The sequence below is a fragment of the Porticoccus sp. genome, assembly GCF_965660005.1.
Classification (GTDB): domain Bacteria; phylum Pseudomonadota; class Gammaproteobacteria; order Pseudomonadales; family Porticoccaceae; genus Porticoccus.
This window is the reverse complement of the sequence record NZ_CBFHYF010000037.1, coordinates 1-16,080: the sequence shown is the minus strand read 5'-3', so window position 1 is coordinate 16,080 and position 16,080 is coordinate 1. Positions and strand designations below refer to the sequence as shown.

Sequence of the window (16,080 nt, the reverse complement as noted above, 5' to 3'; positions counted from 1 at the left end):
CAGGGAAATCATAGGTGTCAAGCAGCTCGCGCAGCTCCATTTCCACCAGTTCAATCATCTCATTGTATTCTTCAGAGCCAACACCACCGCAATCTTCAGCCAGCAGATCCGCCTTGTTCAGGAATACGACAACGTAGGGTACACCCACCTGACGGGACAGCAGGATATGCTCGCGGGTTTGCGGCATCGGGCCATCAGTCGCACCACAGACCAGAATGGCACCATCCATCTGCGCAGCACCGGTAATCATGTTCTTCACATAGTCCGCGTGACCCGGGCAGTCAACGTGCGCATAGTGGCGAGTGGGAGAATCGTATTCAACATGGGACGTCGCAATGGTAATACCGCGCTCACGTTCTTCCGGCGCATTGTCAATACCATCAAACGCCACCGCATTGCCGCCCCAGGTCTCTGCACAGACACGCGTCAGCGCCGCCGTCAGGGTGGTCTTGCCGTGGTCAACGTGACCAATAGTGCCAACGTTTACGTGGGGCTTGTTACGTTCAAACTTTGCTTTACCCATTGTCTAGATCCTCTTAAAGATATGCTTTTAATATTTCAGAAATTAGCGCTGGTTTTTTGCGATGACTTCATCAGCAATATTGCGCGGCGCCTCGGCGTATTTGGTAAACTCCATGGTAAATGTAGCGCGACCCTGGGTGGCTGAACGCAAGTCCGTTGCATAGCCAAACATCTCAGCCAGCGGCACTTCTACATTAATGACTTTTCCGGAAACACTTTCATCCATGCCCAGAATAATGCCACGACGGCGATTGAGGTCACCAACCACATCCCCCATATTTTCTTCGGGCGTAATGACCTCAACTTTCATGACAGGCTCAAGCAGAACAGCACCACCTTTTTGGGCAAGCTGCTTGGTTGCCATGGACGCAGCAATTTTGAAGGCCATTTCGGATGAATCCACATCGTGGAACGACCCGTCATAAGCCGTCGCCTTCAAACCCAACAGGGGATAACCGGCGAGCACACCATTTTGCATTTGCTCTTCGATACCCTTCTGCACAGCAGGAATATATTCTTTGGGAACCACACCACCAACAATCTCATTGACAAATTCCAGTCCCTCAGCACTTTCATCCCCGCCCGGCTCAAACCTGATCCAGATATGGCCATACTGACCACGACCGCCAGACTGGCGTACAAACTTACCTTCAATTTCACAGGTATTGCGAATCGCTTCCCGATAAGCCACTTGGGGCTTACCGATATTGGCTTCAACATTAAATTCGCGACGCATCCGGTCTACCAGAATGTCGAGGTGAAGCTCCCCCATGCCCGAAATAATGGTTTGACCTGTTTCTTCGTCGGTTTTGACACGGAAGGAAGGATCTTCCTGGGCGAGTTTACCCAACGCAATACCCATTTTTTCCTGATCGGCCTTGGACTTTGGCTCCACAGCAACCGAGATCACCGGCTCGGGGAACTCCATGCGCTCAAGCGTAATAACATTGTTCAGGTCACAGAGCGTATCACCGGTGGTGACATCCTTGAGGCCAATACCCGCGGCAATGTCACCCGCCAACACCTGCTTGATCTCTTCGCGGTTGTTGGCATGCATTTGCACCATGCGGCCGATACGTTCTTTCTTGCTCTTAACCGGATTAAAGACTGTATCACCGGAGTTCAGCGTACCGGAGTAAACACGGAAGAACGTCAGCGTGCCCACAAAGGGGTCAGTAGCAATCTTAAAGGCCAAGGCAGAGAAGGGCTCGCTATCATCGGCCTTGCGCACCGCAACTGTTTCACCATCATCCAGAATACCTTCAATTGCCTTTACTTCAGTAGGCGCTGGCAGGTACTCGATAACCGCATCCAGTACAGCCTGAACACCCTTATTCTTAAAAGCTGAGCCACCGAGAACCGGTACAATTTCGTTAGCCAGCGTCCGGGCACGCAAACCGGCCTTGATTTCGGCCTCACTCAGATTCTCACCTTCGAGGTATTTGTTCATCAATTCTTCGTTGGCCTCGGCAGCGGCCTCAACCATAAACTCGCGCATTTTCTGACACTGATCAACCATCTCCGCCGGTATCTCGGCATATTGGAAGGTCATACCCTGGTCGGCTTCATTCCAAAGAACTGCCTTCATCTTGATCAGATCGACCACGCCCTTGAAATTCTCTTCGGAGCCGATAGTCATCTGCAAAGGCACTGCATTAGCTCCGAGACGCTGCTTCAATTGACGGACGACCATCATGAAATCGGCGCCAGCACGGTCCATTTTGTTCACGAAAACCATGCGGGGCACTTCGTATTTATTGGCCTGCCGCCACACTGTTTCAGTCTGCGGCTGAACACCGGAAGAGCCACAAAGTACAACAACGGCACCATCAAGCACCCGCAGGGAACGCTCTACTTCAATGGTGAAGTCGACATGGCCAGGCGTATCAATAACATTGATGCGGTGTTGATCAAACTGATTATCCATCCCTGCCCAGAAGGTGGTAACAGCCGCAGAGGTGATCGTGATGCCACGCTCCTGCTCTTGAACCATCCAGTCAGTGGTGGCGGCACCATCGTGAACTTCGCCCAACTTGTGTGACAGCCCGGTATAGAACAACACACGCTCCGTTGTTGTCGTTTTACCAGCATCTACGTGTGCACAAATACCGATATTTCGGTAACGGGCAATGGGTGTCTTACGAGCCACAATTTTTCCCCAACAAACAATTAATCTTAAAAATCACAAAAGGTAGCTGCAAGCCAGCTACCTTTTGCAAAACGAAAGCACACCAACCGGGATCAGAACCGGAAGTGCGAGAACGCCTTGTTGGCTTCCGCCATACGGTGGACGTCTTCTCGTTTCTTCACAGCACCACCTTTATTCTGGTAGGCATCAACTATTTCGCCTGCCAGACGCTGGGACATGGACTTTTCGCCACGATTGCGGGCGTAATCCACCATCCAGCGCATTGCCAGCGCAACACGGCGGGAGGGACGCACTTCAACAGGCACCTGATAAGTTGCACCACCGACCCGGCGGGACTTCACCTCCACCATCGGGGCAATATTATCCAGCGCCGTTTCAAAAGCTACCACAGGGTCTTCTTTCAAGCGGGCCTGCACCACTGTTAACGCGCCGTATACGATGCGCTCAGCGACAGATTTTTTACCACTGACCATGACGTGGTTCATAAATTTTGCCAGCGTTACATTACCGAATTTTGGATCGGGTAAAATTTCACGCTTGGCGACAACTCTTCTTCTAGGCATAGTCTGCTCTTCTCTTCAGGGCTATCCGGGACTTTACTGAGCGCTAGTGCGCACCCGGCCTTACTCAGTTCTTACCGACACAAAGCTTGTGGGTTACTTCTTGGGCCGCTTGGTACCGTATTTGGAACGGCGCTGTTTGCGATTATTCACGCCAGCGGTATCTAGACTGCCGCGCACGGTGTGATAACGCACACCCGGCAAATCCTTGACCCGACCACCACGAATCAGAACCACGCTGTGCTCTTGCAGGTTGTGCCCTTCACCACCGATGTAAGAACTGACCTCGTAACCGTTTGTCAGGCGAACCCGACAAACCTTACGCAGTGCCGAGTTCGGCTTTTTTGGCGTAGTTGTATAAACGCGCGTACACACACCGCGGCGCTGGGGACAAGCTTGCAATGCAGGAACGTCGCTCTTGGCAACTCTGCGTTTCCTCGGCTTACGAACCAACTGGTTGATCGTTGCCATTCATTAACTCCAGATATAAAAACGCCTTCGCGCAGAAGGCTCCAATAAATAGATCCAGACAGCTGGACCCCACTTTAGGGAGGCGGCATTCTAAAGACAGAGAACTTGCGAGTCAAGCGGCCCGTGCGGGCCGCATGCAAAGCAAATTTTAATCATCGCTCGAATTCAGCGCCTCGCTTAATGCTGCCTCAATATCGCTGGCACTCACCGTCGTTTCACCAACAACTTCGCGAGCTTCGCGACGCTGCTTGTGATAGGTGAGACCAGTGCCCGCTGGCACCAAACGCCCCACCACAACATTTTCCTTCAGGCCACGCAGGAAATCGGCTTTACCGGTAACAGCCGCCTCGGTGAGAACGCGTGTTGTCTCCTGGAAAGAAGCGGCTGAAATAAAGCTTTCCGTCGCCAGCGAAGCCTTGGTTATGCCGAGCAGCAAACGTTCAAACTTGGCCGGGGTTTTGCCGGCATGATAGAGCACCTCACTCTCTTCGAGGACGCGGTTGTACTCTACCTGCTCGCCTTTCACAAACGACGAATCACCCATATTGGTAATTTCGACCTTGCGCAACATCTGGCGAACAATGACCTCAATATGCTTATCATTGATTTTTACACCCTGCAGTCGGTAAACATCCTGGATTTCATTGACGACATACTTCGCCAGTGAATCCACTCCCTGCAGACGCAAAATATCGTGAGGATTCGCAGGTCCGTCGGCAATCACCTCACCTTTCTCGACGTGCTCCCCCTCAAACACGCCCAGCTGACGCCACTTTGGAATAAGCTCTTCGTAGAAGGGGCTTCCGTCCGGCAATGTCTGACCATCCGTAGGGGTAATAACCAGACGGCGCTTGCCCTTGGTTTCCTTGCCAAACGTAACAGTACCGGTTACCTCGGCGAGAATGGCAGGATCTTTGGGCCGACGCGCTTCAAACAAATCAGCGACCCGGGGCAAACCGCCTGTAATGTCCCGAGTTTTCGATCCCTCCTGAGGAATCCGTGCGATAACATCACCCGCACCAACCCGGTTGCCGTTGCTCACGCTGAGAATCGCATTGGTCGGCAGCATGTAGTGTGCCGGAACAGTAGAGCTGGGGAAGGTCATCTCCTTGCCCTTGTCATCCAGCATGGTCACCATCGGCTTGAGATCCTTGCCGGCGGATGGACGCTCATTGGGGTCAAGTACGGCAATATTGGAAAGACCGGTCAGTTCATCTGTCTGGGTACGAGTACTGAGACCCTCTTCCATGCCGGAAAACGCAATGTGACCTGCCACTTCGGTAATAATCGGATGAGTGTGTGGGTCCCAGTTGGCCACCACATCGCCAGCCTGCACCTTGGCACCTTCCTTCACCTTGATAGTTGCACCATAAGGCAGCTTGTAGCGCTCACGCTCACGACCGTTCTCATCCGCCAGAGCCAGCTCACCGGAGCGGGAAACCGCGACCAGTTCGCCGTTATCACGCTCGACCACCTTGATGTTGACAAGCCGCACAGTGCCGCTCATCTTCACCTGAATACTGTCCGCAGCAGAAGCACGCGATGCCGCGCCACCAATATGGAACGTACGCATTGTCAACTGAGTACCCGGCTCACCGATGGACTGCGCAGCGATCACCCCGATGGCTTCTCCGGCGTTGACCATATGCCCCCTGGCAAGGTCACGGCCATAACAGACCGAGCAAATACCAAAGCGGGTTTCACAGGTAATCGGCGAGCGAACGATCAGCTCATCGATACCCATTGCCTCGATGCGATCAACCCATTTTTCGTCAATCATCACGCCAGCATCAACCGCAATCTCGTTTGAGCCTGGCTGCAGTACATCCACTGCCACCACACGCCCCAGTATACGATCACCGAGCGATTCAATAATGTCGCCACCCTCGATGACCGGCGTCATCAACAATCCCTCACTGGTACCGCAGTCATGTTCAACGACCACCAGATCCTGAGAGACATCTACCAGACGCCGCGTCAGGTAACCGGAGTTGGCGGTTTTGAGGGCGGTATCCGCCAGCCCCTTCCGGGCACCATGAGTAGAGATAAAGTACTGCAGGACATTCAGCCCTTCTCGAAAGTTTGCGGTAATGGGCGTTTCAATGATCGAGCCATCCGGACGGGCCATCAGGCCACGCATACCCGCCAGCTGACGAATCTGGGCCGGTGAGCCCCGTGCACCCGAGTCAGCCATGATATAGACCGAGTTGAACGATTCCTGCTCCACCTCGACGCCATCTCGATTGATGACCGGCTCAGTGCTGATCACGTCCATCATGGATTTGGCGACCTGGTCGTTGGCACGGGACCAGATATCAATCACCTTGTTATATTTTTCACCCTGCGTCACGAGACCTGAGGAAAACTGACTTTCAATTTCCAGCACCTCGGCATCGGCCCGGGCGATAATTTCAGCTTTGGCCTCAGGAATGGTGAAGTCGTTAACCCCAATGGAAACACCGGATTTGGTGGAGAAATCAAAGCCGGTGTACATCAGCTGGTCGGCAAAAATAACCGTTGCCTTGAGGCCAACATCGCGATAACAGCGATTGATGATTCGAGAAATCGCTTTTTTGGTCATTGGTTGATTGACCAGATCGAAGCCCAGGCCATCGGGGACGATACCCCAAAGCAGCGCACGACCGACTGTGGTGTCGGCAATGAAAGTACGCTCGAGGCGCTCACCTTCCTCACTGAAGGTAACCTCGTGGATACGAACTTTCACCTTTGCTTGCAAATGTGCATGCTTACCGTAATAAACACGCGACACTTCCTGAAGATTGGCAAATACCCGACCTTCCCCCAACGCATTGACGCGCTCGCGGGTCATGTAATAAAGGCCCAGCACAACATCCTGAGACGGCACAATAATCGGCTCACCACTAGCGGGTGACAGAATATTGTTGGTGGACATCATCAGCGCCCTGGACTCCAGCTGCGCTTCCAGTGTCAGAGGGACGTGGACCGCCATCTGGTCGCCATCAAAATCGGCGTTGTAGGCCGCACAAACCAGTGGGTGCAGCTGAATAGCCTTGCCCTCAATCAGTACTGGCTCAAACGCCTGAATACCGAGACGGTGAAGTGTGGGCGCCCGATTGAGCAACACGGGATGCTCGCGAATCACTTCATCGAGAATATCCCAGACAACTGATTCTTCCCGCTCAACCATTTTCTTGGCCGCTTTAATGGTGGTCGCCAGACCACGCAATTCCAGTTTGGAGAAGATAAACGGTTTAAACAGTTCAAGTGCCATGCGCTTCGGCAGGCCGCATTGATGGAGGCGCAGGGTCGGGCCGACAACAATCACGGAACGCCCTGAATAATCCACACGCTTGCCCAGCAGGTTCTGACGGAAACGTCCCTGCTTGCCCTTGATCATATCCGCCAACGACTTCAGCGGACGTTTGTTTGAACCGGTTATGGCCCGGCCACGACGACCGTTATCCAGCAGGGCATCGACCGCCTCCTGCAGCATACGTTTTTCATTGCGCACAATGATATCGGGGGCATTCAGCTCCAACAGGCGTTTCAACCGGTTGTTGCGGTTAATAACCCGACGATACAGGTCATTGAGATCCGAGGTGGCAAAACGACCGCCATCCAGCGGCACCAGCGGACGCAGATCCGGCGGCAATACCGGCAGTGCCTCCATCACCATCCACTCAGGCTTGTTCCCGGAGTGCAGGAAGGCCTCAAGTAATTTCAGCCGCTTGGACAGCTTCTTGATCTTGGTTTCTGAACGGGTGTTGGGAATCTCCTCACGGATATCGGCAATTTCCTGCTCCAGATCGAGATCTTTCATCAGCTTCTGAATGCCCTCGGCACCCATCATGGCCTCAAAGTCATCACCGAAATCTTCCATGGCCTGAAAGTATTGTTCATCGGTGAGTAGATTGCCGCGCTCAAGCATCGTCATACCGGGGTCGGTGACCACAAATGATTCGAAGTACAGGACACGTTCGATTTCACGCAGGGTCATATCCAGCATCAGACCAATACGGGAAGGAAGCGATTTCAGGAACCAGATATGGGCAACCGGGCAAGCCAGCTCTATATGGCCCATGCGATCGCGACGAACCTTGGCCAAAGTGACTTCGACACCACATTTCTCGCAAACGATGCCACGGTGCTTCATGCGCTTGTATTTGCCACAGAGGCATTCGTAGTCCTTAACCGGACCAAAAATTTTGGCGCAGAACAAACCTTCGCGCTCGGGCTTGAAGGTACGATAGTTAATAGTTTCCGGCTTTTTCACTTCACCATATGACCAGGACCGGATCATGTCCGGTGATGCCAGGCCAATACGAATGGCGTCAAACACGCCGGTTTGATCCTGTGACTTGAGCAGATTCAGTAAGTCTTTCAATGCCTTTCTCCAGTGGGTGCTAGCTTTGCGCAGCGAGCATTATGCCCGCCCCCAACCTAATCGTGACCGTTACTCGTTTTCCAGCTCGATGTTGATTGCAAGCGAGCGTATTTCCTTCACCAACACGTTGAAGGATTCCGGCATGCCGGGCTCCATGCTGTGATCGCCATCCACAATGTTTTTATACATTTTGGTACGACCATTCACATCGTCGGATTTGACCGTGAGCATTTCCTGCAAGGTATAGGCAGCGCCATAGGCCTCCAGCGCCCACACTTCCATCTCACCAAACCGCTGGCCACCAAACTGGGCTTTACCGCCCAATGGCTGCTGAGTGACCAGGCTGTAGGACCCCGTTGAACGGGCATGCATCTTGTCATCTACCAGGTGATTCAGTTTCAGCATGTACATGTAACCGACGGTTACCGGCCGTTCAAACTGATCACCGGAACGACCGTCATAAAGCGTCATTTGACCGCTTTCCGGCAAATCGGCCAGGGCCAGCAAGGTCTTGATTTCTTCCTCCTGAGCGCCATCAAATACCGGCGTTGCCATCGGCACACCCTTGCGCAGGTTGCTGGCCAATTCGTTGACTTCCTTATCCGACAGCTTGCTCAACTCAACCGGACTGGTCCCAATACCCACATCATAGATTTGCTGCAGGAACTTGCGGATTTCGCTTGTTTTCTGCTGCGCCTGGATCATACGGTCAATCTTTTCACCCAGCCCCTTGGCAGCGAGCCCCATATGGGTTTCCAGGATCTGGCCGACATTCATCCGGGACGGCACACCTAGTGGGTTCAAAACCACATCAACCGGCACACCATTTTCATCAAAAGGCATATCTTCCACTGGCATGATCACAGAGATAACACCCTTGTTACCGTGACGACCAGCCATTTTGTCGCCTGGCTGAATACGGCGCTTGACGGCAAGATACACTTTCACGGTTTTGAGGACACCGGGAGCAAGATCATCACCACTTTGCAGTTTGCTCTTTTTATCCTGATAGCGTTCATCAAGAATTTTACGGCGCTCGGTCAACAGTTCCTCTGCTCTGGCGACCTGTTCATTCAAGGCATCTTCATTCATCCGCACCTTGAACCACTCTTCGCCAGTGTAGGCCGCCACAGCCTCCTCAGTCAGATTTTCACCTTTCTCCAGACCGGGAGCCTTAACTACCGGCTGCCCAACCAAAGCAGCACTCAACCGCTCGAAAGTGGCATTTTCCATGATGCGGTATTCGTCGTTCAGATCCTGGCGGAACTGATCCAGTACAGCCTTCTCGATTTGCAAGGAACGCTGATCCTTTTCCAGCCCATCGCGGGTGAAGACCTGTACATCAATCACCGTTCCCTTGGTACTTGATGGAACCCGCAGTGAAGTATCTTTAACGTCAGAGGCTTTTTCGCCAAAGATTGCACGAAGCAACTTTTCCTCCGGTGTCAGCTGGGTTTCACCTTTCGGTGTCACCTTGCCAACCAGAATATCTCCGGCCGACACTTCGGCACCGATATAGACAATCCCGGACTCATCGAGGCGAGACAGCGCCGCTTCACCAACGTTGGGAATGTCTGCCGTAATCTCTTCTGCACCGAGCTTGGTGTCACGTGCAGTACAGGTCAGCTCCTGGATATGAATCGTGGTAAAGCGATCTTCCTGAACCACCCGCTCTGAAATCAGAATGGAGTCTTCAAAGTTGTAGCCGTTCCAGGGCATGAATGCGATGCGCATATTCTGCCCCAGAGCCAGCTCTCCCATATCCACAGAAGGGCCATCGGCAAGAATATCCCCGCGAGCGATAATGTCGCCCTGACCGACAATCGGCCTTTGGTTAATGCAGGTATTCTGGTTGGAGCGGGTATATTTGGTGAGGTTGTAGATATCAACACCGGCATCACCTGACTCAACCTCATCGTCATTCACACGCACCACAATCCGGCTGGCATCGACGTTTTCTATGACACCACCACGACGGCCGACCACGCATACACCGGAGTCCGATGCCACATAGCGCTCAAAACCGGTTCCCACCAGAGGTTTTTCAACCACCAGTGTCGGCACGGCCTGACGCTGCATATTGGAACCCATCAATGCACGGTTGGCATCATCGTGCTCCAGAAATGGAATTAGTGCCGCAGCAACCGATACCACCTGCTGGGGGGACACATCCATATAGTGAACATCTTCCGGCGGCTTGACCGTAAATTCACCAATATGGCGGACATTGACCAGCTCATCGCATAGCTCACCCTTTTCATTGACCAAAGCGGATGCCTGAGCGATGACATAATTGGACTCATTAATCGCCGAAAGGTATTCGATCTGATCGGTTACCTTACGGTCAATCACTTTCCTGTAGGGTGTTTCGAGAAAACCGTAGCTATTGGTACGGGCATAGGCCGCCAGGGAATTGATCAAACCAATGTTTGGACCTTCAGGCGTTTCGATAGGGCACACACGACCGTAATGCGTGGGGTGTACGTCACGAACTTCAAAGCCGGCGCGCTCGCGGGTCAGACCACCCGGGCCCAATGCTGACACACGACGTTTGTGAGTCACCTCGGACAAGGGATTGTTCTGATCCATAAACTGGGAGAGCTGGCTGGAGCCAAAGAATTCTTTCATGGCTGCAGCAACCGGTTTGGCGTTGACCAGATCCTGGGGCATCAGGCCTTCGGATTCCGCTACAGAGAGGCGCTCTTTGACCGCGCGCTCTACGCGCACCAGTCCAATACGGAACTGGTTTTCAGCCATTTCACCGACTGAACGAATGCGGCGGTTACCCAGGTGGTCGATATCATCGACCACCCCCTTGCCGTTGCGAATGTCGATCAGAACTTTCATCACATCGACAATATCTTCGCGGCTCAGGGTACCTTCACCAACTTCCTCTTCACGACCGAGGCGACGATTGAACTTCATCCGGCCGACACCGGATAGATCGTAACGCTCCAGACTGAAGAACAGATTATTGAACAGGTTTTCGGCGGATTCCTTGGTCGGCGGCTCGCCGGGACGCATCATCCGGTAAATTTCCACGAGTGCTTCAAGCTGAGTACGGCTACTATCACTGCGCAAGGTATCGGAAACAAACGGGCCGCAGTCCAGATCGTTGGTATAAATCGTCTCAACCGATTTGAGTCCGGCATCACGGAGCTTGTCGAGGACTTCCTGAGTAATTTCAGTATTACACTCAAGCAGCAGCTCGCCCGTTTTCGGGTCCACCAAATCTTTTGCAAGAGGCCGACCATACAGGTAATCGGTAGGCACCTCGAGTTTGCTGACGTTCTCTTTTTCCAGCTCACGAATATGGCGCGCCGTTATTCGACGCCCCTCTTCCACAATGACCTTGCCGCCCTTGCCCTTGATATCAAATGCCGCAATATCGCCTCGCAGACGTGAGGGGACCAGATCCAGTGAGTAACTGCCATCTTTGGACAGGTTGAATGTGCTGGTTTCAAAAAACATGTCCAGCATTACTTCTGAGCTGAACCCCAGAGCACGCAGCAGGATCGTCGCTGGCAACTTGCGGCGCCGGTCAATACGCACAAACACCAGATCTTTCGGGTCGAATTCAAAATCCAGCCAGGAACCGCGGTAGGGGATAATCCGTGCGGAATACAACAACTTGCCGGAAGAGTGGGTTTTACCCTTGTCGTGATCGAAAAACACGCCCGGGGAACGATGTAACTGGGAAACGATAACCCGCTCGGTACCATTGATGATGAAGGTTCCGTTGTCGGTCATCAGGGGGATTTCCCCCATATAGACTTCCTGCTCTTTAATGTCCTTGATTGCCTTGTTGGCAGATTCCTTGTCATAAATAACCAGGCGTACTCGAACTCTGAGCGGCACGGCGAAGGTAACACTACGCAACTTACACTCTTCTTCATCGAAGGATGGCTTGCCCAGGGTATAGTCAACATACTCGAGACTCGCATTGCCAGAGTAGCTGACAATCGGGAAGACAGAATTAAATGCAGCATGCAGACCGGCGTCCATCCGTTGTTCAACGGGAACACCTTTCTGTGTAAAATTTCGGTAGGAGTCGAGCTGAATCGCAAGAAGGAAAGGCAGGTCCATCACCTGTGGCAATTTGCCAAAATCCTTGCGAATGCGTTTTTTCTCAGTGTACGAGTAAGCCATCATATTCCCCAGCACGTTCACTTGGTCCAATCGACCATCCAGCATTGCCCGGCTTTGCAGCCGTCCGGCCCTGTTAACTAAAAACAGGCCTTATTGATTCTGCTTTGAGCATCTGCCATAAGCAGGAAAAGGCCGGTGAGCGAAATCGCCCACCAGCCTGCGTCTGATGCGTTATCAGACAACCAGCGCGACAAACCCGTAGAACTTACTTAAGTTCGACAGTTGCGCCAGCCTCTTCCAGTTCTTTCTTGGCTGCTTCTGCATCTGCTTTGGAAGCACCCTCTTTGATCGCGGAAGGTGCACCGTCAACCAGATCTTTGGCTTCTTTAAGGCCCAGACCGGTAAGACTGCGAACAACCTTGATCACGTTGACTTTCTTCTCGCCTGCAGCAGTCAGAATAATGTCAAACTCGGTTTTTTCTTCAACTTCTGCAGCGGCAGCGGCAGCAGGTGCGGCAGCAACTGCAACAGCAGCGGCAGCAGATACACCAAATTTTTCTTCCATTGCTGATACGAGTTCCACAACGTCCATGACGCTCATTTCAGCAATTGCATTCAAAATGTCATCTTTTGATAGAGCCATGACTCAATCTCCTGATAAAAAATAGTAAATTAATGTAAACGATGTCGCCGATTAAGCAGCTTCCTGCTTTTGATCGCGAACAGCCGCCACAACACGTGTCACTTTGGTGGGAACTTCGTTGAATGTGCGTACCAGTTTGGTAACGGGTGCAATCATTACGCTGACCAGCATACCCAGAGCTTGCTCACGGGTCGGCAGGTTAGCCAGAACGTCAACTTGTTCCTTACTCAACAGTTGTCCGCTGACGGACAGTGCCTTGATCTCAAATTTGTCGTTGGTTTTGGCAAATTCCTTGAACAGGCGAGCGGCGGCACCCGGATCTTCCATAGAGAAGCCGAATAGTGACGGACCGGTCAACACATCAGACACGCACTCAAAATCTGTACCCTGAAATGCACGTTTCGCAAGTGTGTTGCGAACGACACGCAGGTCGATTTTATGTTCGCGAGCCTTGGCGCGGAGCTCAGTCATATTTGTCACGTTGACGCCGCGAGCGTCAGCGATTACCAGTGACAATGCATTGCCAGCAGTCTCGTTAACTTGAGCGACAATCGCTTTTTTGTTTTCGAGATTCAATGCCACGAGATTATCTCCTGGATTTAATAGATCACCCCCGAGGGAGCTTTCTACTGGTTTAAGCATCGATAAAATGACTATCGATACCGTTTCGGTGATCAAATCCAGCTAAAAATACTGAACCGGGTCACACCGTCTGCGTAGGCGTTTTTTCAACAGCGGTCACAAGAACCTGAAAAACACATTAGACCCAAGAGGGCACCTACGGTCTTTGACGGCCCGGGTGCGTAAACAACATCGCCACCCAGACCCCAAAGCTCTTCAGGGCTGCATGCAGCCTCTCTATATCAAGCCTCCAGAGAAGCCTGATCAATAATCAATCCTGGGCCCATAGTGCTCGAGATTGTTACCTTTTTTACATAAATGCCCTTGGCAGATGCGGGCTTGATTTTTTTCAGGTCGGCAATCAATGCCTCAAGATTCTGCTTCAATGCGCCGGCTTCAAAAGACAGGCTGCCAATACCGCCATGAATAATACCGTTCTTGTCAGCACGAAAGCGTACCTGACCAGCCTTGGCGTTTTTAACTGCGGTCACAACATCGGGAGTCACTGTGCCGGTTTTCGGGTTAGGCATCAGGCCGCGGGGACCGAGCACCTGGCCAAGCTGGCCAACCACACGCATCGCTGCAGGGTCTGCAATAACAACATCAAAATCCATATTGCCAGCCTTGATTTGATCGGCGAGGTCTTCCATACCAACCAGATCCGCCCCGGCAGCTTTGGCAGCCTCTGCAGAATCACCCTGGGTGAATACCGCAACACGCACAGTTTTACCCGTACCATTAGGCAGTGTGGTAGCACCACGCACCGCCTGATCGGATTTGCGGGGGTCAATTCCCAAGTTCACTGCCACATCGACAGTTTCAGTAAATTTGACACTGGAAAACTCCTTCAGCAACGCAACAGCTTCACTGATCGGATACTGTTTGCCAGCTTGTACTTTTTCCTGGATTGCACGAACACGCTTGGACGGCTTAGCCATTTACATACCCTCCACATCAAGACCCATTGCACGGGCAGAGCCGGCGATGGTACGAACTGCAGCGTCCATATCCGCTGCGGTGAGATCAGCCATTTTAGTTTTGGCAATTTCTTCCAGTTGCGTGCGTGTCACCTTGCCTACTTTGACTGTGTTGGGTCGACCGCTACCACCCTTGATACCGGCCGCTTTTTTCAACAAAAATGAAGCCGGTGGAGTTTTCATGGTGAACGTAAAGCTGCGATCACTGTAGACACTGATCACAACAGGTACCGGCGCACCGGGCTCCATTCCCTGGGTCTGCGCATTGAATGCCTTGCAGAACTCCATGATATTGACACCGCGCTGACCCAGCGCAGGACCTACTGGCGGACTGGGGTTAGCTTGCCCCGCTGCCACCTGAAGCTTGATATAAGCATCAATTTTCTTTGCCATCTTGGTTTCTCCTCTTATGGGTATTAACGCCTCAGGATTTTGACATCCGTCTCTGGCTCCCCACCGCCACCCCCCATGGGCAGCAGCAAATCAAGCATCAATCAGGCTTTTTCTACCTGGGTAAACTCCAACTCAACAGGCGTTGAGCGGCCGAAAATCGATACCGAGACCCTCAGCCGGCTCTTGTCGTAGTTGACTTCCTCAACCACACCATTGAAATCGTTGAATGGCCCATCGGTGACTCTGACGACTTCACCAGCTTCAAACACGGTTTTTGGTCTTGGTTTGTCTTCCGAATCCTGCACTCGCTGGAGAATCATCTCTGCTTCTTTGTCCGTAATCGGTGCAGGCTTGTCTGCTTTTCCACCAATGAAGCCCATCACCCTTGGCGTTTCTTTTACCAAGTGCCAGGTATCATCACCGAGCTCCATCTGCACCAACACATATCCCGGAAAAAACTTGCGCTCACTTTTACGTTTTTGCCCGCCCTTGATTTCCACCACTTCTTCGGTTGGAACCAGGATTTCACCAAAACGATCTTCCATACCATACAGAGCCACACGCTCTCTCAGTGCAGCAGCGACCTTTTTTTCGTAACCTGAATAGGCGTGAACGACATACCAGCGCATCTGAACCTCTTAGCCAATGACCATTGTGGCAAGCCAACCAAATAATGCATCGAGACCCCAAAGAATCAGCGACATCACGAGCACTACCACAACCACCATCAGGGTTGTTTGATTGCGCTCCTGCCTTGTTGGCCAGACCACTCGACGCGCTTCCGTATAAGCACCGCGCAGCAAGGTAATGAATCCATCACCTTTGCGGGTTTGCAGTGCAACAAAGCCAGCCAATAGGGCTACTGCCAATATTGCTACAACCCGGTATAACAACGACTCGGTTGCAAAGTAATAATTGCCGTAGACGGTGGCGCTGACCAGCAACACGACCAGCAGCCACTTCAAGCCATCTAATCGATACTGCTTTTCTTCCGTTGCCGAACTCATTCTCGGATAACACCCCTGCTCACCGGACCCATCTTTTTCAGAGGGCACACTGGTTTAAGATTGGCAGGCCAGGAGGGACTCGAACCCCCAACAGCCGGTTTTGGAGACCGGTGCTCTACCAATTGAACTACTGGCCTGTCGCGTAACCTTAAAAAACAAAACCAACTAGATTATCGGATTGAAACTGCAAAAAGCACTTCAACCACTGTTTGATCACTCAATCACTTTAGCGACCACACCGGCACCGACGGTACGACCACCTTCGCGGATCGCAAAGCGCAG

Annotated in this window: 13 protein-coding genes and 1 tRNA gene; all 14 read right to left on the bottom strand. The window is 52.3% G+C overall.

The window, feature by feature from the left end; translation table 11 throughout:
* Window positions 1-523, bottom strand: a 523-nt coding sequence (locus ACTF5G_RS08130; protein WP_438952318.1) for a GTP-binding protein, incomplete at its 3' end; no start/stop codon positions are given.
* A 42-nt stretch (window positions 524-565) separates the two neighbouring features.
* A complete protein-coding gene (fusA, locus tag ACTF5G_RS08125) occupies window positions 566-2,671 on the bottom strand; it encodes an elongation factor G (protein ID WP_438952317.1) in 2,106 nt (701 codons plus the stop codon).
* A gap of 92 nt (window positions 2,672-2,763) precedes the next feature.
* Window positions 2,764-3,234 (bottom strand): 30S ribosomal protein S7, encoded by a 471-nt coding sequence (gene rpsG, locus ACTF5G_RS08120; RefSeq protein ID WP_438952316.1) that lies wholly within the window; start codon window positions 3,232-3,234, stop codon window positions 2,764-2,766.
* A gap of 93 nt (window positions 3,235-3,327) precedes the next feature.
* Window positions 3,328-3,702: a 30S ribosomal protein S12 gene (gene rpsL, locus ACTF5G_RS08115; RefSeq protein ID WP_036858677.1), complete on the bottom strand. Its 375-nt coding sequence runs from the start codon at window positions 3,700-3,702 to the stop codon at window positions 3,328-3,330.
* Window positions 3,703-3,850: 148 nt separating this feature from the next.
* A complete protein-coding gene (gene rpoC, locus ACTF5G_RS08110; RefSeq protein WP_438952315.1) occupies window positions 3,851-8,068 on the bottom strand; it encodes a DNA-directed RNA polymerase subunit beta' in 4,218 nt (1,405 codons plus the stop codon).
* A 69-nt stretch (window positions 8,069-8,137) separates the two neighbouring features.
* On the bottom strand, window positions 8,138-12,217 hold the full coding sequence (gene rpoB, locus ACTF5G_RS08105) for a DNA-directed RNA polymerase subunit beta (protein WP_438952319.1): 4,080 nt from the start codon (window positions 12,215-12,217) through the stop codon (window positions 8,138-8,140).
* A gap of 205 nt (window positions 12,218-12,422) precedes the next feature.
* Window positions 12,423-12,800, bottom strand: a complete 378-nt coding sequence (gene rplL / locus ACTF5G_RS08100; RefSeq protein WP_438952314.1) for a 50S ribosomal protein L7/L12 — start codon at window positions 12,798-12,800, stop codon at window positions 12,423-12,425.
* Window positions 12,801-12,851: 51 nt separating this feature from the next.
* Window positions 12,852-13,382, bottom strand: a complete 531-nt coding sequence (gene rplJ / locus ACTF5G_RS08095; protein WP_438952313.1) for a 50S ribosomal protein L10 — start codon at window positions 13,380-13,382, stop codon at window positions 12,852-12,854.
* A gap of 281 nt (window positions 13,383-13,663) precedes the next feature.
* Complete coding sequence (gene rplA, locus ACTF5G_RS08090) at window positions 13,664-14,359, bottom strand: 50S ribosomal protein L1 (protein WP_438952312.1); 696 nt, start codon at window positions 14,357-14,359, stop codon at window positions 13,664-13,666.
* Entirely contained in the window at window positions 14,360-14,791 is a 432-nt protein-coding gene (gene rplK / locus ACTF5G_RS08085; protein WP_438952311.1) for a 50S ribosomal protein L11, read from the bottom strand. It abuts the gene before it with no gap.
* Between the two features lie 101 nt (window positions 14,792-14,892).
* A complete protein-coding gene (gene nusG, locus ACTF5G_RS08080; RefSeq protein WP_438952310.1) occupies window positions 14,893-15,420 on the bottom strand; it encodes a transcription termination/antitermination protein NusG in 528 nt (175 codons plus the stop codon).
* Window positions 15,421-15,429: 9 nt separating this feature from the next.
* Window positions 15,430-15,798 (bottom strand): preprotein translocase subunit SecE, encoded by a 369-nt coding sequence (gene secE, locus ACTF5G_RS08075; RefSeq protein ID WP_438952309.1) that lies wholly within the window; start codon window positions 15,796-15,798, stop codon window positions 15,430-15,432.
* A 61-nt stretch (window positions 15,799-15,859) separates the two neighbouring features.
* Window positions 15,860-15,935: transfer RNA gene (locus ACTF5G_RS08070), tRNA-Trp, on the bottom strand.
* Between the two features lie 76 nt (window positions 15,936-16,011).
* On the bottom strand, window positions 16,012-16,080 hold a 69-nt coding region (locus tag ACTF5G_RS08065; protein WP_223146158.1), incomplete at its 5' end, for a hypothetical protein.

Bases quoted from the DNA above. Each gene is read 5' to 3' on its own strand.
- rpsG (WP_438952316.1), bottom strand. From the start codon at position 3,234: ATGCCTAGAAGAAGAGTTGTCGCCAAGCGTGAAATTTTACCCGATCCA.
- rpsL (WP_036858677.1), bottom strand. From the start codon at position 3,702: ATGGCAACGATCAACCAGTTGGTTCGTAAGCCGAGGAAACGCAGAGTT.
- rpoB (WP_438952319.1), bottom strand. From the start codon at position 12,217: ATGGCTTACTCGTACACTGAGAAAAAACGCATTCGCAAGGATTTTGGC.
- rplL (WP_438952314.1), bottom strand. From the start codon at position 12,800: ATGGCTCTATCAAAAGATGACATTTTGAATGCAATTGCTGAAATGAGC.
- rplA (WP_438952312.1), bottom strand. From the start codon at position 14,359: ATGGCTAAGCCGTCCAAGCGTGTTCGTGCAATCCAGGAAAAAGTACAA.
- rplK (WP_438952311.1), bottom strand. From the start codon at position 14,791: ATGGCAAAGAAAATTGATGCTTATATCAAGCTTCAGGTGGCAGCGGGG.
- nusG (WP_438952310.1), bottom strand. From the start codon at position 15,420: ATGCGCTGGTATGTCGTTCACGCCTATTCAGGTTACGAAAAAAAGGTC.
- secE (WP_438952309.1), bottom strand. From the start codon at position 15,798: ATGAGTTCGGCAACGGAAGAAAAGCAGTATCGATTAGATGGCTTGAAG.